Here is a 20,482-nt window from a genome sequence, read left to right on the forward strand (position 1 = left end):
TTTAAATAATAAAGGATGGTTATTATGTTACCTGAAGATAAAAAACTATTAGATCAAATGTTGACTCTTGAAGGTAAGGATCTTACGCGGTTAACGGCGGCGGAAAAAAAGATTTTTGATACATTTAAAGCGCGCGAGCATGAATTTGGCGTGAGTATTGATGTCGCCACTGAAGCACCTATTGGCGATTTAGGCCAAGGCACATCTGAATATGATATCAATGAGCAAGAAAAGCATTATCCTCGTGAAATTATTATTAAACAAGATTGAATACACGTTCTGCCGTTATAGGTAACGGCAGAATAGTTATTTGAATTTTATGAATATTTAATAGTATTAAAAGATTAAATAAAAAATAAGACAATGATTGATTTTTAATTAGTTAAATTGCATTTTGAGCTTATTAATCATGATATAAAAATACTATTATTCATTTTGGATTCATCTTTAACGCTTAATATAATAGATATCGAATCTGCTTATTTATAGCCACAGTTTTTAATTTAATTTTAAGTTATGTAAATACGCATGAGAGGTTGATATGAAACGTTTAGCGATGGCAATCACAGGTATTGTAGCCGTTACTTGTCTAAGTACTGCTGCATGGGCTGACACCAGTGTCCAAACGATTAAAGTATATGAAAACCCAAGTATTACTTCTCCGGTGGTTGAAACCATAAAGTCTGAGATACCATTAATTACCATTTATCAAAATAATGGTTGGGAAAAAGTGGGTGACACAACTAATGGTAATACGGGTTGGATCCAAAGTGTCGATCGTCAAATGATAGCAAAAGCGAATACTAAGGTTTTACCTGATCAAACGACCAATACTATAAAAACTAAAGATGGTGAGAAGAGTGTAACTAAGGGTGTATTACAAACACCACAAGGTCCATTCCATTATGAAATTGTGCAATTTCAAGGCAACAACCATAATCAAAAGGTAGATAAACACCTTTTTGATGCGATGCAGAAGCAACAGCTTGACATGAATCAAGCCTTTGCAAACTCTTGGAATACAATGGGTAGTCCAAATAATTTTAATACCATGCAAGCGAATATGGCGAAGTTAATCCATCAGCAACAACAGCAAATGTTAATTATGCAAAAGCAGTTTCAGCAAGCTGGAATTACTTCACCAACACAACCTAAACTAAATGTTCATTTAACAACGAAAGCTGCTGTTGCAACACCAGAAGTTGTACCAGCTAAATAATATTTAGTTAATGGTATTAAAAAGCCGTGTATTTATCTCTAAATTTATAAGAGGTAAATAAGCGGCTTTTTATCTATATTAATGCTGAATATTTAAGGAGAAATCACTATTGAATGGTTTTCCTTTTAAGTTTGTTGTTACACGAATAACATTTTCATGCTCAAGTTTATGACAGCCAATAGTTGTGTTTGCTGCGTAAATATCAGCACCGCTATTCACTGAACATAATAATTGGAATACGTTGACGTCACCTTCTTTTGGTACGTAAGTTTCTGGGAAGGTAATATCATAAATACCTTTTGACTGTTTATTTACTGTTATTTGGCCTTCTGCTATATCTGGGCCTTGAGTAACATTCACATAACTCAGATCGTTATTATATCTAACGTGAACGGTTACTTCATGCGAAGTGCGTGGGTATACTTTTTGTGGCGGTTTTGGTGGGTTTTTTATATTAATGAAGTCGATTGGTTGACTGATATCAATACTTTTTATATAAGCGGTGACATTATTTTTTTCGTCAATTTTAAATCCCATCCAAGGGTAGCGATGAGTAATATCGATACTTTCATTACTGACTTTGGCAAGGATTAAAGGTTGATCTCTTACGAGATCTGCAATTCTGTCTAATGTCGCACTAATTTGTTCACCGTATTTGTTACGTTCTTCGTCCGTTGCATTAATGGCTTTATTCCACTCTGTACGTAATACTTGTTGTTCTGCTTCGGTACAGATGAATTTTCCATCAGCATTGATGATTGATTGAGATACGGCTTTATCACCAAAAAGATCCTTCATATTATCCAAATCAAATAGATCGCGTTCTATTGTGTATTGGCGTATCTTCTTTGTCTTTGGGGATTGTTTGAAAATATAACCACCTACACCTTCATTATATCGGCGGGAAGTAGATAGTTCTACATATCGAGTACCGCTACAATCAGGTGTTTTATAATAAAATGTGTTAGTAATTGCTGTGGCATCATTTATTATTGGAACGATTTCTCCTTTGCCATTAATAAATCCTTCCCAATTATCTCGATTAATATTGGCATAGCTATTATTATCATAATCTATATATGGAAAAGCATCAACATCTGATGTATAGCCAATAAAATGGCCATTATGGTCTTGATAATAATTACTATTTTCTGCACTTAATGCATGAAGTGAAAAGCTTGCTAAGCTGATATTTATAATAGTCATTAGTATCTGTTTATTTTTTTTCTTCATTATGTGTATTCTTATAGGCTGTTAAAAATAAAGTGTTATAGTCATTTAATGAGCATCGGTACGCATAATTATTATATGTCAATATATTGACGTAGTGGTTGTATTTTACTCTCATTATCTTTCTTTATATTAACAGTGTGACTATTTTTAGTTATCAAATGCTTTAGAATAATAATTAAGGCGAATACTTATGTGGGGGTAATGGGTTATTAATTACTTTATTGCCTGTCTATAATGAAGATGTTTAGTTGTAATAAATATAAGAAAATTGAAGATTTACTATCTTTAAAACCTCTTACTTTATTTATCTAAATATAATAGTAAGAGGTTTTATTTTTATATTAACGTTGAAGATTTAATGAAAAATCACTATCAAAAGGTTTTCCTTTATAGTTCGTGGTTACACGAATAATATTATTATTATTTAGTTTATGACAACCGATGGTAGTGTTTGCTGCATAAATATCGGCACCGCTATTAACAGAACATAATACTTGGAAAGTATTTACACTACTTTTTTTCGATAAGTAATTTTCAGGGAATGAAATATCATAGACGCCTGTTGATTCTTTATTTACTGTTATTTGCGATACAAAAATATCAGGACCTTGGGTAATGTTAACATAACTAAGATCGCCAGTATAACGAACGTGAGCTGTAACATTATGAGATGTACGTGGGAATGATAACTCTTCAGGTGGCACTGGTGGCGGTGTCTCTCCGAGAATCAGTTCAATACCATGGCCAAAACGAGCGGCTTTTATATAACCTATAACATTATGATTTTCTTCGATATCAAATCCCATCCAAGGGTAGCGGTTAGTCATATCGATACCATCGTCACTAACTTTTCCTAAGACTAAACGATTATTCATTGCTTCTTCAGGGATTGTGTCAATTATATAATCAACTTTCTCGCGATTCGCTTCTAGTTCTTCTGCTGGCCCATTTTCTACCAAATTTATTGCCCAATCCCACTGATCTCTAAGTTCTTGTTGGTGGGTTTTAGTACAAATAAATTTTCCATTTTCATCGATTTTTGATTGAGATACACCTTTATCACCAAACATATCATCACCCACATTATCCATACTAAAGGGTTCATGTGTGACAGTATATTGGGTTATTTTTTTTGTTGTTGGTGACTCTTTTAATATTTCAGTCTCAAACGGATCTTCGTGATAATAATGATAGAGCTTTAATTTTACATATCGAGTACCAGTACAATCTGAAGTTTGGTAATAAAAGTCATTTGTAGTGTGATCTACGTCTAAATAGTTTCTGAAAGTCATTATCTGGCCTTTTGTATTTATAAAACCATTCCAATCATCTCTAGAAATTTGAGCACGATCACCTACCTCTGTCCATGTTGGAAAAAAGTAAGGATCTGTAGTATACCCAATAAAAACTCCGTCATAATCTTGATAATAATTGCTGCTAGCTTCAAGGCTTAATGCATTAACTGAAAAGCTAGCTAAACTGATATTTATAATATTAATTAATAATTTCTTATTCATTATTTTCATTGCTTATATCCATAAAAGTAATTTAAAATAAACTATAGTTTTGTGTAACTTATTTTTAACAAATAGTATATATTAAATTTTATATCAGATGAAGGTTAATGCTATTAATTCTTTATTTAACAATGGCTTGTTATTTATTTATCTTATGGTTTAATAGAAGTAAATATTTGTTGTGAATGGTTTTTATTATATTTTTAGAATTAAATTTTAGTAATATATAATGACTAAAATTTTTATTTTTTTGAATAACGCTAGGATATTATTAATTATTATGATCACAGATATTCATTGCCATTTAGAATCGGTTGCACCTGAAAATATAGTTTCTTTTATTGCGGCGGGTAATAAAATAGGAGCGGTATCAATGACACTTAATAGCGCTCAGCAACTATTGAAATTAAAGCGACAATATCCTAATTCGATTGAATTGTTTTTAGGTATACACCCTGAAGTTACACCTGATGAAATGATGATAGAAGCAGTGATTGCGTTGATCCATCAGCATCATACTTTGTTGAGCGGTATTGGTGAGATTGGTATACCGTTCTTTTATCTTGATGATAAAACAGCAACCGAAAAGCGGCATATAAAACAGCAAGGTGCACAACTAATGGCTCGGTTTGTTGCTATAGCTGCGGACTATGACCTGCCGGTTAATTTGCATGTGGTGGAAGATGACATTGCGCTAGCACTTCCTATATTGCAGCAATATGATGTTGAAGGCGCTTTATTTCATTGGTACGAAGGTACTGCGACACAATTAGCCCTGTTACAGCAACAAGGACATTTTATTTCAGTGAGTCCGTGGATTTTTGTCGATGATCATTATTGGCAATTTGTGCAGAATATACCGCTATCGATGATGTTAGTTGAATCTGATGCGCCATGTAAATATAACGGAGAGGTTGGTGACCCGAGTATGGTGGTTGCTGTGATCGCGGCTTTGGCTAAGCACCACCAAATATCGATAGCACAATTAACAGCAATATTAACCGTTAATACTCAGCGTTATCTTCGAAAAGAGGGAAAAAAGGTGAAGATGGTTAAGTGATAACCTAAACGACAGTCTATTTTTATATAAAGCTGATTGATAACAGCGTAGGATGAAACAAATATAAAAATAGGGTGTACGTATGTGCACGTATAGAAAATTATGCAATTAACAGCAAAAGCCTCACAAAATCGTGCTTTACTTATTTCAATCCAAACACCGCAGTTTAAAGGTGATGAAGCCAAAGCATCACTGGCTGAATTAGCTCGTCTTGTTACTACGCTTGGTTTTAAAGTTGTTGGAACGCAATCCCAAAAACTCAGTTCAACTCAACGTATGAATGTATTAGGTTCTGGCAAGATGGCCGAAATAGCACATCTTACAGGTAACCAAGGTTTTGTGGATGATTTTGACGATGATGATGACATTGTCGATGAGATGCTTTTTAGCGAACTACCGTCTGAAGATTTACCCTTTGGCAGTGCTGATGTAGTGGTATTTGATTGTGATTTAAGTCCATCACAATTGCGCAATGTTGAAAATCAACTGGGTGTCGAGGTATTTGATCGTACCGGTATTATCATTGAAATTTTTAGTCGTCATGCGCGTACTCGTACTGCACGACTACAAGTTGAAATTGCACGCCTTAACTATTTAGCGCCGCGTTTACGTGAGTCAACCAGTGGTAATAAAGAACGTCAAATGGGTAAGGGTGCAGGTGAAACCACACTTGAACTTGATCGTCGTAAAATTCGTGACCAATTAGCAGAACTACGACGCGAACTTGCTAGTGTGCAAGATGAGCTTAAAGGTCGTCGTGCTCAACGCTCAGAATTGTTCTGTGTCGCGTTAGTGGGTTATACCAATGCCGGTAAGTCATCAATGATGCGTGCACTAACAGGCAGTGAAGTACTAGTTGAAAACAAATTGTTTGCTACCCTTGATACTACCGTGCGTGCATTACAACCTATAACTCAACCACGAATTCTAGTCTCTGATACGGTTGGCTTTATTAAAAAGCTTCCGCATGATTTAGTCGCGTCATTTCATTCAACATTGGCAGAAGCGCATGATGCTTCATTATTGTTATATGTGGTTGATGCTTCTGATCCTTCTTTCCGTTCACAACTTGATGTTGTACATGAAGTGCTACACGAAGTAGGTGTGGATGATATTCCTAAGCAATTGGTGTTAAATAAATCAGACCAATTGAGTGAGGAACAACAACAGGCATTGATGGTTGAGTTCCCTGATGCTGTGATGACATCAACCCGTAATCCGGCTGATATTACTAAATTACATCAATATATCGTTAATATTGCACAGAATGAGATGGTTGAAGATGAGATCATCGTGCCATACACTGCCAATGGAATTATTGGTGAAATTCGTTCAAGCATGAGTGTGACCAAAGAAGAGTATGAGTATGAGCATATTACTTTTACTGTTCGCTCAAACCCAATCAACTTAGCACGCCTTAAAAAGCAAATGCAGAATAAAGATTAAACAATCTTCTGATCCTATGTTTTAAACCACCATAAAATACGCAGCAAATAATAGGCTGCGTATTTTAAATGAGCGATAATTCGCTCATTTTTTTTCTTTGTGTTCACCTTTAAAACCTAAAAAAGATAACTGCTTTTTTGCCGCTGCAGGTGGTGTATAGCTACTCTCGTCATTATTTTCTTCTACTACTGGATGCGTCGTAAGTGGCAGTAATCTAAATATCGCAAATCCACCTTCTTTGCGTACAAATGAAATTTGACGGTGTAATAGGTTATCTGTTTCTTTTGTTGCCGCTAATGTTTTGTCGTTGACCAGTGCCAGCGGGGCAATCATCGCTTGGCAATGGTAAAGTTTATAACTGTAATCATTAAAGAATCGGCAAGGTTGATCTAAGGTAAATGTTTCGCCTTCAAGTAAATGACGACTATTCTCCACCGCGTTATTAATGTCGGTGATGTTAGCGGCAAATACACAAGAAGTGGTAAAGCTGATGCCCGTAATCACTAATAAGCTGGTAGTAATTATTTTTTTCAGCATAGAGTCTTCCTATTTTTAATCTAAATTGAATGCAAAAAAGCCAATAGCAAGGAATAAAAATATTCGCTGATATTGGCTTTATTATAGACAGAGCGTCACCTAATTTAGGTTAAGCTGCTGCAAACTCATTCAGTAATTCTTTTTGACGATCACTAAGGTTGAGTGGTGTTTCAATGATGAGTTGAACGATTAAATCACCCGTATTGCCCTTACGATCAGTAACACCTTTACCTTTTAGGCGGAACTTACGGCCAGTTTGTGTGCCTTCAGGTATTTTCAAACTGATTGCGCCACCTAATGTATTGACTTCCACTTTACCGCCTAAGGCTGCGGTAACAAAATCAGTGGTTGCTTTACAAAGTAAGTTATTACCTTCGCGAGTGTAGCGTGGGTGAGGGCGAATATTCATCTGAATATAAACATCACCCTGAGGGCCTCCGTTAATACCAGGGTGACCTTTGCCACTTAATCGAATACGGCCGCCTTCCTCGATACCCGCTGGTATTTTGATGTTCAGTTTTTTATTGGTTTGAACGCTACCTTCAAATACAGGAAGATCGATAACACGTGATGCACCACTGATAGCATCTTCAAGATCGATTTCCATGGTGTATTGAAGATCTTCACCTTTTTGCGGGCGAGTTGAATGACGACCACCGAAGCCGCCTCGACCACCACGTGCATTGGAGAACATGTCACCGAAAGCACCGCCAAACATGTCTTCAAAGTCGCTGTAACCACCTTGTTGACCAAAGCCTTGATGGCCACCACGTTGACCACCGCCCATCCCTGGATTTTCAAACGCATTATGACCAAATTGATCGTAAGCAGTACGTTTTTCTTTATCCATTAGAATCTCATAAGCGGCTTTTACTTCTTTGAATTTATCAGCAGCGGTTGGATCATCCGGGTTTTTATCTGGGTGGAACTTCATTGCTAGCTTTTTATAAGCTTTTTTAATTTCTTTTTCAGATGCAGTTTTGGCGACACCAAGAACTTCATAAAAATCGCGTTTTGACATTGGTAACACCTCTTATCCCTATCGGGACAACTATCTGGAACATTCTAAATCATGTAGTTAACACATATGATAACGAAAAACAGCATCATACTTAAACAGTTAATGATCTAAAAAGGCACAGATAGTTAGCCTAATAGGATTCTCTTTATTGTAATCGTCGAAAAGGGCGAGAGATAAAGATCTCTACGCCCATAGTTTTTGTGAAGTTTTTGCTATGTGCTGTCGATTATTGATTTAGCAACTTATCGATGTCGCAACATTAACATTTACTTCATTTCTTCAAACTCAGCATCTACAACGTCATCATCTTTCGCATTTTGTTGGTTAGCGTCAGATTGTCCTTGAGGATTTGCTTGGGTTTGAGCCTGAGCATGTTCCATTATTTTTTGTGCTGCTGTCATTAACGCTTGAGTTTGTGTATTTATCGCTGCTTTATCATCGCTAGATTTCACGGCTTCAAGTGCAGTGATAGCTGCTTCAATGTTGGTTTTTTCTGCTTCAGGGAAGCTATCTCCCGCTTCAGTCATCTGCTTACGTGTGCTGTGAATCAATTGATCCGCTTGGTTACGTGCAGTTACTAACTCTTCAAACTGTTTGTCTGCGTCTTTGTTTGCTTCTGCTTCTTGTACCATCTTTTCAATTTCAGCGTCGGTTAAACCACCAGATGCTTGAATCGTGATCTTTTGTGCTTTACCTGTTGCTTTGTCTGTGGCTGATACGTTTAAAATACCATCCGCATCTAAATCAAATGTCACATCAATTTGTGGCATGCCGCGTGGTGCAGCTTGAATACCTTCAAGGTTAAACTGCCCTAATGATTTATTATGTACCGCTTGTTTACGCTCGCCTTGAAGGACGTGGATCGTTACTGCATTTTGATTATCTTCAGCAGTCGAGAACACTTGATTCGCTTTTGTCGGAATTGTGGTGTTCTTATCGATCAAGGTTGTCATCACACCACCCATGGTTTCAATACCAAAGGATAGTGGTGTTACATCAAGCAATAGCACATCTTTAACATCACCTGCTAATACACCAGCCTGAATGGCTGCGCCCATAGCAACAGCCTCATCTGGGTTAACGTCTTTACGCGGCTCTTTACCAAAGAAGTCAGTAACAACTTTTTGTACCAATGGCATCCGCGTTTGACCACCCACTAAAATCACATCAGTAATGTCACTTATATTTAAGTTTGCGTCTTTTAATGCTGATTTTACAGGGTCTAGTGTACCTTGTACTAGGTCTTCAACCAGTGATTCCAATTTTGCACGTGTGATCTTAACATTCAAGTGTTTAGGACCTGTTGCATCGGCTGTGACGTAAGGTAGATTAACATCTGTTTGTTGTGCTGATGATAATTCAATCTTCGCTTTTTCCGCCGCTTCTTTTACACGCTGCATTGCGAGTGGATCATTTTTAAGATCGATACCTTGGTCTTTCTTAAATTCGCTTACAAGGTAGTTAATTAAGCGGGTATCAAAGTCTTCACCACCAAGATGAGTATCACCATTGGTTGCTAATACTTCAAACGTTTGCTCGCCATCAACGTTATCAATTTCAATAATAGAAATATCAAACGTACCACCACCTAAGTCGTAAACAGCAATAACACTGTCACCGGCTTTTTTATCAAGACCATAAGCTAATGCTGCCGCTGTTGGTTCATTGATAATACGCTTTACATCGAGACCTGCAATACGGCCTGCATCTTTTGTTGCTTGACGTTGAGCATCGTTAAAGTAAGCCGGAACGGTAATGACAGCACCTGTTACTTTTTCACCTAAGTATTCTTCTGCTGTCTTTTTCATTTTTTTCAAAATTTCAGCAGAAACTTGTGGTGCCGCCATCTTTTGGCCTTTCGCTTCAACCCATGCGTCGCCATTATCTGCTTTTACAATTTTGTAAGGCATAATATCAAGATCACGTTGAATCTCGTCATCTTCAAAACGACGACCGATTAAACGTTTAATCGCAAATAACGTATTTTCAGGGTTAGTTACTGCCTGACGTTTTGCGGGTTGGCCGACTAAGGTTTCACCATCAGTGTAGGCAATGATTGATGCGGTGGTACGTTCGCCTTCCGCATTTTCAATAACACGTGCAGTATCGCCATCTAAAACAGCAACACAAGAGTTAGTTGTACCTAAGTCAATACCGATAATCTTACTCATATTTATAATTCCTTTGTGCGCTGCATTGATTAGTTTTTCTTATTCGAACGGCGAGTTATAAGTATGCCGTTAAGGTCCATGAAAATGGTTCATGTGATCCTTGGGAATAACAATAATCAATTCAGCTAAATTTTTAAGTTACCCATAATAGGGTGAATATTTACGGAGCTATTAGCGACCTGCATTAATAATGCATGATGAATAAAGCCAATAGCTCAACGTTATTATTACGAGAGGAGCACTTACAACTGATGAGGCTTACTCGGCAGTTGGTGCTACTGATGCTGATTGACCAATTGCAATTTTACGTGGTTGCATTGCTTCTGGTACTTCACGGAAAAGATCAATATGTAGTAGACCATTTTCAAGATTAGCACCAACAACACTTACATAATCAGCAAGTTGGAATTTACGTTCAAAGTTACGTTCAGCAATACCCTGGTAAATAAAGTTCTTGTCTTCTTCTGGTGCACGAGTACCAGTCACAACAAGCATATTCTCGTTTTGAGTAAGATCTAAACGCTCTTCAGAGAAACCAGCAACTGCCATAGTAATACGGTAGTTGTTCTCATCCGTTTGTTCGATATTGTACGGAGGGTATCCCGCAGCTTGGGTTTTAGTGTTGCTTGCTTCAACAAGGTTAAACAAGCGATCAAAACCAATAGCATGGCGGTATAGGGGAGTGAAATCTACATTACGCATAAAAACTATCCTCAATAATAAGCAATAGTCTTAGTTGTTTGTTAAGTATGTCGTTATCGACAAGGCGACTTAACAGCAAACTAAGTGAACCAGTCCGTTATAGGATCTTGATTCGATATATAAGTGCTAATAAGGCATTCCCTAATAAGGCGAATCTTAATAGCGGTTTGAACTCCATTTGGCAGTTCGTGTAATTAATATATGCTTCCGGAGGGTTTCCGTCAACAGTTTTTAATTAGTTTTTCTAATGTTTTATTGTAATTTATACTAACTTGCTGATTTTAAAAAACTATCAACACTAAAAAATTGTACTCTGTTTTATTACCATAGGTTATTCATTGATAATCTAACGTCATTTAACCGTATTTTTGTTGTTATCTTTATATACATAAGGGCAAAAATTTGTATTTTCAAGACCTCATCAAGCAATAATTCACTTAAATGAAATGGCGTTAATTTTCTGTTTTGCTTATCACATTGTGGGCTATTAAATAGAAGGAATATCGGTTTTTAATGGTGACTGAGAACTACGACACACTATCTATTATCGGTAAATAGACGTGATCAAAATTGTGATCGTTCGCATTATTTAACGCGTGATAACGTTTACAATTGGTTACAGTATTTATCATGGAGTTACATAATGTCGTCTTACTTAGGGTTATCGAGCATAGATATAGCAGTTTTTGTTATATATGTTTTAATTATTATCGGGGTCGGGTTATTTGTTTCTCGTAATAAAAAAGGACACACAAAAACCACCGAAGATTATTTTTTAGCGGGTAAATCTTTGCCATGGTGGGCGGTGGGTTCATCACTGATTGCCGCAAATATTTCAGCTGAACAATTTATCGGAATGTCAGGCTCTGGCTACTCGATTGGATTAGCTATTGCTTCCTATGAATGGATGGCGGCATTAACCTTAATTATTGTCGGTAAATATTTTTTACCCGTCTTTATTAATAAAGGTATTTACACCATTCCTGAATTTGTTGAGCAACGCTTTAATAAAAACTTGAAGACTATTTTAGCGGTGTTCTGGATTGCACTGTATGTGTTTGTTAACTTAACCTCTGTATTATATTTGGGTGGTTTAGCACTACAAACTATTCTTGGTATCCCTCTGATTTACTCTATTTTAGGATTGGCCCTTTTTGCATTGGTTTACTCAATTTATGGTGGTTTATCCGCAGTCGTATGGACTGATGTTATTCAAGTGTTCTTCCTTATTGTCGGTGGCTTAATTACAACAGTGATGGCGGTATTGTATATTGGTGGCGCTGATGGATTATTTGGTGGTTTATCTCGTATGGCTGCAGCAGCACCTGAACACTTTACAATGATCCTTGATCAAGATAACCCACAATACATGAATTTACCTGGAATCGCGGTATTAATTGGTGGTTTATGGGTTGCGAACCTTTATTACTGGGGGTTTAACCAATATATTATTCAGCGTACTTTAGCGGCAAAATCAATTGGTGAAGCTCAAAAAGGTATTGTTTTTGCAGCATTTTTGAAATTGATTGTGCCTTTCTTGGTTGTTATTCCTGGTATTGCAGCTTACGTGATTACCCATGACAGTACTTTACTTGCCGGTTTAGGTGATATTGGTCAAACTAATATCCCTAGTTTTGCACATGCAGATAAAGCTTATCCATGGTTGACGCAATTTTTACCGATTGGTCTAAAAGGCATGGTTTTTGCCGCGCTTGCCGCAGCGATAGTGTCATCACTTGCGTCAATGCTGAACTCAACCGCAACCATTTTTACGATGGATATTTATAAAGAATATATTTCACCTAATTCGAGTGATAGCCAGTTAGTGAATGTTGGCCGTGGTAGCGCAATTGTTGCCTTGGTTATTGCATGTATTGTTGCCCCAATGCTAGGTGGTATCGGACAAGCGTTTCAGTATATTCAGGAATACACTGGTTTAGTTAGCCCTGGTATCTTAGCGGTTTTCTTATTAGGTTTATTCTGGCATAAAACGAACAGCAAAGGAGCAATTGTTGGGGTGTTATTATCGATTCCATTTGCTTTATTCTTGAAGTTTATGCCTTTGAATATGCCATTCCTTGATCAGATGATGTATACCTTATTGTTTACTATGGCGGTGATAGTACTGGTAAGTTTGGGTAGTGCAACATCAGCATTAGACGATAAAGCGATTGATTTAGATCCTGATATGTTTAAAACCGATAAGATGTTTAATCTTGGTGCTTATGCCATTTTAATTATTCTTGCTGTGCTTTATTCTGTGTTCTGGTAATAACATTAGCATCATGTTAAATAAAGATAGCGAATCATTAGTTTCGCTATCTTTTTAATATCATTAATGGATACGACACTTATTTTGTTATCGATGGTAACGATTACAAAATAACAGTTAAATGACACGAGTAATTATTGATATGTCTGAAACCTTGATTCCTAATATTATTGAGTTTATGGGGACGGTTGATCCGTTTGATAAGCTAAACCCTAAAACATTACGTGATGTCGCGGGAATGATCACCATTCGTTATTTTGGTAAAGGAGAGGTGATTGATTTACAAGAAAGTGATCAACTGTATTTATTGCGAATGGGTGCTGTTGAACAACGCAATCTTGATGGTACGTTACGAGCAAAATTAGCAGCGGAAGATTTTTTTGGATTTTCTCGATTAACTCAGCAAGAGACCAATACCGCTAGTGATCCTTATACCATTACTGTTATTGAAGATGCGCTAATTTATTGTTTGTCTATTAATGCATTATTAGCCAAATTAAATGATCAACCGAATGCTTTAGCGCATTTTGCTTCACACGCACAAAGTCGCCTTCGCAGTGGATTAAATGTTGTGTGGTCACAACATGAAAAAGGGTTGTTTTTTAAACCTATCATGGACGTGCTTAATCCTCATATTGTTTTGGTTGAAAGTACTCAAACTATTCAAGCGGTTGCTAAAGCGATGCATGTGGGCACGAATTCATCTTGTGCTTTTATTATGCAGAATAATAAATTTATTGGCTTGATTACAGATAAAGACATGACGAAGCGCGTCGTTGCTGACGGTATCGCTATTAGCGAGAACATTGCTACTGTTATGACGCAGACGCCTTACAGTGTTAAACGCGACGATTTGGTGATCACGGCGGCATCGCTGATGATGCAACACGGTATAAAGAATATTCCAGTGTTAGATAATGGCGTTCCAATCGGATTAATTACCCCTTCTGATTTAGTTCAAAACCACCGTATTCAAGCGATCTTTTTAATCGATAAAATTAATAAAATTGAACGTCTTGATCAACTAGCGAAGCTTACTATTGAGCGACAGGCTATTTTTGAAGCCTTGGTTGAAGCGAAAGTGACTGTCAGTGTTATTGGTCAGGTTATGGCAATGATCATGGATGCTTATAATCGTCGGTTAGTGATGATGGCTGAGGCATATTTAGGGGCCGCGCCTTGTGAATACTGTTGGGTAGTTGCCGGTTCTCACGCCCGTAATGAAGTTCATATGTTGTCTGATCAAGATAATGCGTTGATTTTAGCAAACGACGCGACTGATGCAGATAAAGCCTATTTCCATCATTTAGCGATGTATGTCAGTAAGGGAATGGCGTTGTGTGGGTATGAGCTTTGCAGTGGTCGGTTCATGGCCGTGACGCATAAATGGTGTCAACCTCTCGCGGTATGGAAAGCGCATTATCAAAAATGGGCAGTAAACCCTGAATATGATTTATTACTAGAAATGAGTGTCTTTCTTGATATGCGCTATATCACAGGCAAGCAACAGTTGGTTGATGAGTTACAGGCGTGTATGTGTAAACAATTGGTTCGTAATGCACGTTTAATCTCAGCCTTGGCTCGTAATGCACTAGTACAGAAAACCCCGCTGAGTATTTTTAGAAATTGGGTATTAGTAAAAGAAGGCGAAAATGCCAATACACTTGATATTAAAGATGCCGCATTAAGTATTATTGTGAATTTAGTGCGTGTGCAATATTTACAGTTGTTATCCCAATTATACAGCGTAGAGAAAAGTGTCGTTTATAAAACCAATACCGAAGAAAGATTACAGGCATTGTTTGAACACAATGTCATAAATAAGGCGACGTTCAAGGATTTATTAGCAGCATTTCAATTTATTAGTCAGATTCGTTATAGCCATCAACTGCAAGCATTACAACAAGGTAAAATACCTAATAATCATATTAACCCGAATGCATTTAACAGTTTTGAACGCACACATCTACGGGAAACGTTTAAGTTGATTACCAGCTATCAAGAAGTCATCAAAATGAAGTTTTGTTAAGCATGAAGAATAATCATATTTTTAGCCGATCTCAGTGGTGTTTATGGTGGCAGCGCTTATTGGGAAACCCGTTAGGTGATTTGGAACAGCGACGAATAACGCTGTTACAACAGCGGCCTGACTTGCCTGATTTTATTCAAGCATTGTTTCGCGCACCATTACCGCAACCATCGACAGTGATAAACCAATGGCCATTGTTAGCGATTGATTTTGAAACTACGGGCTTTGATGCTCAGCAAGATGACATTTTATCGGTAGGCTATGTTGCTATGCAGAGTAATGCGATTGATCTGAGCACCAGTGTCAGTGAATTAATTAATTCAAGTGCAACAATTAAACCTGATAGTGTGGTGATCAATCATATTGATCATGCGCAATTATTACAAGGACAGCCACTTGATAAGGTGATGATGCGATTACTGGTGGCTTTGACTGGAAAAATAGGTATTGCTCACGGTTGTTTTATGGAACAAGGCTTTATCAGTGCGTATCTACAGCATAAATATCAATTGAATGATTGCCCACTATTGTGGCTAGACACGTTACCGCTGTATCAATCTTTATATAATAATCAAATCTCACACCAAGATGCGCGTTTAGGCAGTGCGCGGCATAAATTAGGCTTACCTGAGTATCAAGCCCATGATGCCTTGTTTGATGCTATCGCGTGTGGGGAGTTATGTATGGTGTTATTGCATAAAATTTACGGTAATAAATTGCCGACTATTGGCCAGTTGCTTAAACGTTAGTGTTATTTATTATAAGCTTTCGGTCTTAGTTTAAGGTTTAGGTGCTTTTCTTTATTTATCACTGTCGGTGTTATTCTGCATTGATCACTTAATTGCACATCTAAACAACACGCGATGCATAGATGCTCTACACTCAAATTAAAGCAATAGTGTGTTTTGGTTTGCTAGTAAGGGATTGGATAGCATGGGTGTCATTATAAGACGCTATTTACCGGTAGTGATTTTATTACTGTTTGCAGGGGTGTCGGCAGGGTTATTATTAAATAGGCCTCAACCTCAGCAGAAAATGATTGAAAAGATTGTGCCAGTACTTGATGTGATGCAAGTAAAAAAGCAGCAATTGCGTTTTAATATTAACTCTTATGGAATGGTTAAACCTAAGCATCAAGCAGAGTTAGTTGCGCAAGTAAGTGGCATTGTTAACCGTTTAGATCCTGCTTTTGCGGTTGGACAATTTGTACGAAAAGGGCAAGTGTTAGCGTATTTAGACGATGATGATTACCATGCTGATCTTGCTCAGGCACAGGCAACGTTAGCCCAAGCAAAAGCGAAACTTGAACAAGAAATCGCCCATGGGATCGTAGCAAAAAAGAATTTACGTCATGTCGCTGTCGCTAAGCAATCAGCGTTAGGATTACGCATTCCACAACGAAAACAAGAACAAGCGAATGTTAAATTTGCACAAGCAGCATTAGCACGTGCCCAACGTAACGTTGCTCGTACAACTATTATTGCGCCCTTTGATGGTTTAATTACAGAGAAAGCGGTTAATATTGGCACTCATGTCAATGTTGGCGAGCAACTTGGGCGCATATTTGGTACAGATGTCGCTAGAATCCGCCTTCCTGTGACACCACAAGCTTTTTCATTCCTCGACACAAACTCACTCAATACTCGCGTTATATTAGCCTCAGAGCGCCTTGGCCAACCTTATCAACATTGGCAAGCTGACTTTATTGGTACTGAAGGGATCATCGATCAACAAAGTCGAATGGTTTATCTTATTGTTGATGTGTTTGATCCTTATCAATTACAACACCCAAGTTCGCAACGTGCTGATGTTTTAAAATTTGGGACGTTTGTTACCGCAAATGTTGCAGCAAGGCCGATTAATAATGCCGTTAAGTTACAACGTCACGTGGTGAGAAATGATCATGTGATATTGGTTGATCGCAATGGTTTAACTCAAATGCGCAAAGTCGTGGTTGCGCGTACTGATCTTGATTATGCCTACATTAGCAGTGGGTTAGAAGAAGGTGAGTTAGTGTCACTGACGTGGCCAGATAATCATTTAGATGGCAAAGAAGTAACCCCTATTTTAAATACTCCCTCTAAGACGGAACAAGCAACACTTACACTGACGCATTCTAAAGGTACTGAGAACGGAGACTAATGAATGGAATCATCAGGGATCATTGCTTGGTTTACGCGTAATCATGTCGCCGCTAATTTGTTGATGCTGCTAGTGATGATCGGTGGTTTATTTTCAGTTAATCTTATTAATAAAGAGATATTTCCTGCCTTTGGTACTCATAAAATTACCATAACCACTCAATATACAGGGGCTGCCGCTGCCGATGTAGAACAAGGGATCATTGTTAAAATTGAACAAGCTATTGATGACCTTGCTGATATTAAGCGGGTGACGGCTGTCGCTAATCAAGGAAGTGGGGTTGTTACGGTTGAGCTTGATAATGATGCTGATCTTAATAAAGTTTTAGATGAGGTAAAACAGCGGGTTAATAATATTACGACATTCCCTACTCAAATGGAGCCGCCCTTGATTCAACGGGCGGAATTTATGAGTAATGTGATGTTTTTATCAATATATGGTGATTTGAGTGATCGCCAACTTAAACGTTATGCTCAAGTTGTAAAAGATGAAATTATTCAGCAAACCAGTGCGACAGCGGTGACGGTAAGCGGAATAAGAAATGATGAAATAGCAATTGAAATAGCCGCACAGCAACTGCGCGATCATGGCGTTACCATTGAGCAAATAGCACAGGTATTACAGCAACGCTCATTGGACTTACCCGCCGGAGCAATTAAAGCCCAAGATGGTGATGTGTTAGTTCGTACCACAGAACAACTTTATCAAGGTGATCAATTTGCCAATATCGTTTTACGCACGAACGCGGATGGAAGTCGATTACGCCTGTCTGATATTGCCACTGTAACGGATGGTTTTGTCGAAAAATCAGTACTTAATCGATTTAATCAACAACGTGCCGCGGTGATACAAATTCGAAATCTTCCTAATCAAGACGCAACGCTCATATCCCAGCAAATCAGTGATTATGTGACGAATAAAAAGGCACAATTACCAGCGGGTATTCATATTGATAAATGGGCTGATATGTCACATTACCTTGAAGGGCGGCTTAATATGATGCTGTCTAATATGGTGTATGGCGGATTATTGGTGTTTATTATTCTCGCTATTTTTCTTGAAGTGAGATTAGCATTTTGGGTAATACTTGGGTTACCTTTTTGTTTTCTTGGCACGTTATTATTTATGCCATTTGAGATGATTAATATCTCCATTAACTTATTGTCGTTATTTGGGTTTATTCTCGTACTTGGGATCGTGGTTGATGATGCAATTGTTGTTGGAGAAAGTGTTTATTCAGAAGTAGAACAAAAAGGGCAAACAATTAATCATGTTATTCAAGGGGCGAAGCGAGTCGCTATTCCTGCAACCTTTGGGGTATTAACGACCATGGCTGCATTTGTGCCAATGCTGTTGTCAGATAGTCCTCGCACTGAATTTTTTAAGGCCATTGGATGGGTGGTTATTTTATGTTTAACTTTTTCCCTGATTGAATCTAAATTAATTTTGCCCGCCCACTTAGCCCGATCGCGTTTAGTACAACAACGATCTTGGAACAATCCTATTGTGCGAATGAAACAACGCTTTAATCAGGCGGTAAATAAGTTTATTCATGTTCATTATCGACGTTTTATTGGTTTGGCCATCGTGCATAGATATAGTGTCTTAGCGACATTTGTTGGTGTGTTGTGCTTAGCATTGGCGTTAGTGTTCAGTGGACAATTACGGTGGGTGTTCTTTCCTAAATTACCCTCTGACTATATTCAAGTCTTGGTAGAAATGAATGATTCTAATTCAAAAGCAAATAATATTAAGGTTATTAATCAATTAGAACAGGCGTTGTATGCAACTGATGAAGAAATTTATCAGCAGCAGGGCATGCATGTCGTGAAGCATAGCTTTGTTAATATGCGAGACAATAACAATATGTTTGTGTTAGTTGAATTAGAAAAAAGCGAAAGTTTACCTATAAGTAGTTTTGAGATTTTAAATAAATGGAAACACCATATTCCACCATTAGTTGGCGTCAAAACTATTGCTTATGAAGCGTCTATTGACCGCCAGAAAAGTGATATTCAATACCGTTTACAAGGTGAGAATAGTCAGCAACTTTTGCAAGCAGCTACAAAATTAAAGCAGCAACTTGAACGTTATCAAGGGGTGTTTAATGTTGAAGATGATTTATCTGCGCCAACGCAAGAGATTAATATTAAGTTAACGTCAATTGGGAAAATATTAGGTTTATCCGTTGCGAATCTGACCAATCAAGTTCGACATGCTTTTCATGGTATTGAAGTTCAACGTATTTTACGCAATAACGAAGAAGTGAAAGTGATGGTACGTTATCCTGCTGATGAGCGTCGTAGTGTCGGTTATTTACAAAATATGAAAGTGGTTTTATCAAATGGTACGTTGGTGCCATTTTCTGAAGTGGCAACCATTGATTTTATTTCAGCATTAAACAGTATTAATCGGGTAGATAAACGTCGAACATTGGTCGTTAGTGCAAATGTTCACAAAGGTAAAGCTTCTCCATCTGAGATATATACCATTATAAATAAAGATTATTTACCGTTATTACGTCAGCAATATCCAGCAGTTAACATTCAACTTGATGGGCAAGCAAAAGAAGAGTCTGAAACGAAAGTTAGCCTACTGCGTGATGCGGTATTAGCACTGGTTGCTATTTTTGCATTAATGGCGATTCCATTGCGATCATACAGCCAACCGTTGATCATTATGTCAGTGATCCCCTTTGGTATTATTGGTGCCATTGCTGGACACTATTTTGCGGATATTTCACTTAATTTACTGAGTGTGTTTGGTATTTTGGCATTGTCTGGTGTAGTGGTGAATGATTCTTTAGTGCTGGTGGTATTTATTAACCGTGCTTTGGAACAAGGTACTTCTCTTTATGATGCCGTTATTGATGCAGGGTGCTGTCGTTTTCGTGCCATTGTACTAACGTCACTAACCACCTTCTTTGGCTTGGCGCCTATTTTACTTGAAACGAGCTTGCAGGCACAAATAGTGATTCCAATGGCAACATCATTGGCATTTGGAATTTTATTTGCAACAGTAGTTACTTTACTATTAGTGCCTGCTCTGTATTTAATTTTGAATGACATTAAACAAGTTTGTCGTCGTTTATTTCATTATTGGTGGCGTCCACAATTGGATAAATAATGTCTTG

The 20,482-nt window shown here is 37.6% G+C and carries 15 protein-coding genes; 9 read left to right on the forward strand and 6 right to left on the reverse strand.

All coding sequences use genetic code 11. The features are described 5' to 3' along the window. The first annotated feature begins 24 nt into the window (after window positions 1-24). A complete protein-coding gene (locus C9I86_RS10110; protein WP_107276270.1) occupies window positions 25-270 on the forward strand; it encodes a hypothetical protein in 246 nt (81 codons plus the stop codon). 271 nt (window positions 271-541) lie between these two features. After that, a complete protein-coding gene (locus tag C9I86_RS10115; RefSeq protein ID WP_107276271.1) occupies window positions 542-1,219 on the forward strand; it encodes an SH3 domain-containing protein in 678 nt (225 codons plus the stop codon). Window positions 1,220-1,297: 78 nt separating this feature from the next. Here the strand turns inward: C9I86_RS10115 and C9I86_RS10120 are convergent, their stop codons facing one another. Continuing rightward, window positions 1,298-2,452 (reverse strand): hypothetical protein, encoded by a 1,155-nt coding sequence (locus C9I86_RS10120; protein WP_107276272.1) that lies wholly within the window; start codon window positions 2,450-2,452, stop codon window positions 1,298-1,300. Between the two features lie 341 nt (window positions 2,453-2,793). Then, a complete protein-coding gene (locus C9I86_RS10125) occupies window positions 2,794-3,978 on the reverse strand; it encodes a hypothetical protein (protein ID WP_080155737.1) in 1,185 nt (394 codons plus the stop codon). A 271-nt stretch (window positions 3,979-4,249) separates the two neighbouring features. Between C9I86_RS10125 and C9I86_RS10130 the strand changes: the two genes are divergently transcribed. After that, complete coding sequence (locus C9I86_RS10130) at window positions 4,250-5,029, forward strand: TatD family hydrolase (protein ID WP_080155738.1); 780 nt, start codon at window positions 4,250-4,252, stop codon at window positions 5,027-5,029. Window positions 5,030-5,131: 102 nt separating this feature from the next. Further along, window positions 5,132-6,475 (forward strand): GTPase HflX, encoded by a 1,344-nt coding sequence (gene hflX, locus C9I86_RS10135; protein WP_107276273.1) that lies wholly within the window; start codon window positions 5,132-5,134, stop codon window positions 6,473-6,475. 84 nt (window positions 6,476-6,559) lie between these two features. Here the strand turns inward: hflX and C9I86_RS10140 are convergent, their stop codons facing one another. From C9I86_RS10140 to C9I86_RS10155, 4 genes are all read right to left on the reverse strand, one after another. Continuing rightward, window positions 6,560-7,012, reverse strand: coding sequence for a hypothetical protein (locus C9I86_RS10140; RefSeq protein WP_080155740.1), 453 nt, complete (start codon window positions 7,010-7,012; stop codon window positions 6,560-6,562). Between the two features lie 109 nt (window positions 7,013-7,121). Beyond that, on the reverse strand, window positions 7,122-8,033 hold the full coding sequence (locus C9I86_RS10145) for a DnaJ C-terminal domain-containing protein (protein WP_107276274.1): 912 nt from the start codon (window positions 8,031-8,033) through the stop codon (window positions 7,122-7,124). Window positions 8,034-8,299: 266 nt separating this feature from the next. After that, window positions 8,300-10,204, reverse strand: a complete 1,905-nt coding sequence (gene dnaK, locus C9I86_RS10150) for a molecular chaperone DnaK (RefSeq protein WP_107276275.1) — start codon at window positions 10,202-10,204, stop codon at window positions 8,300-8,302. A gap of 258 nt (window positions 10,205-10,462) precedes the next feature. After that, the gene (locus C9I86_RS10155; RefSeq protein ID WP_045028746.1) at window positions 10,463-10,906 is read right to left on the reverse strand and encodes an Hsp20 family protein; all 444 of its coding nucleotides are present in this window, start codon (window positions 10,904-10,906) and stop codon (window positions 10,463-10,465) included. A 643-nt stretch (window positions 10,907-11,549) separates the two neighbouring features. Here C9I86_RS10155 and C9I86_RS10160 point away from each other — a divergent pair. From C9I86_RS10160 to C9I86_RS10180, 5 genes are all read left to right on the forward strand, one after another. After that, window positions 11,550-13,178 (forward strand): sodium/sugar symporter, encoded by a 1,629-nt coding sequence (locus C9I86_RS10160; protein WP_107276276.1) that lies wholly within the window; start codon window positions 11,550-11,552, stop codon window positions 13,176-13,178. A gap of 121 nt (window positions 13,179-13,299) precedes the next feature. Continuing rightward, on the forward strand, window positions 13,300-15,207 hold the full coding sequence (locus C9I86_RS10165) for a DUF294 nucleotidyltransferase-like domain-containing protein (RefSeq protein ID WP_107276277.1): 1,908 nt from the start codon (window positions 13,300-13,302) through the stop codon (window positions 15,205-15,207). 2 nt (window positions 15,208-15,209) lie between these two features. Continuing rightward, entirely contained in the window at window positions 15,210-15,956 is a 747-nt protein-coding gene (locus tag C9I86_RS10170; protein ID WP_107276278.1) for a 3'-5' exonuclease, read from the forward strand. Window positions 15,957-16,140: 184 nt separating this feature from the next. Beyond that, the gene (locus C9I86_RS10175) at window positions 16,141-17,349 is read left to right on the forward strand and encodes an efflux RND transporter periplasmic adaptor subunit (protein WP_107276279.1); all 1,209 of its coding nucleotides are present in this window, start codon (window positions 16,141-16,143) and stop codon (window positions 17,347-17,349) included. Between the two features lie 3 nt (window positions 17,350-17,352). Next, window positions 17,353-20,475 carry an efflux RND transporter permease subunit gene (locus tag C9I86_RS10180; RefSeq protein ID WP_107276280.1) on the forward strand — a complete coding sequence of 1,041 codons (3,123 nt, stop codon included), beginning with the start codon at window positions 17,353-17,355 and terminating at the stop codon, window positions 20,473-20,475. Window positions 20,476-20,482: the final 7 nt, after the last annotated feature.

The sequence above is a fragment of the Photobacterium sp. NCIMB 13483 genome (assembly GCF_003025475.1).
Lineage (GTDB): Bacteria > Pseudomonadota > Gammaproteobacteria > Enterobacterales > Vibrionaceae > Photobacterium > Photobacterium piscicola.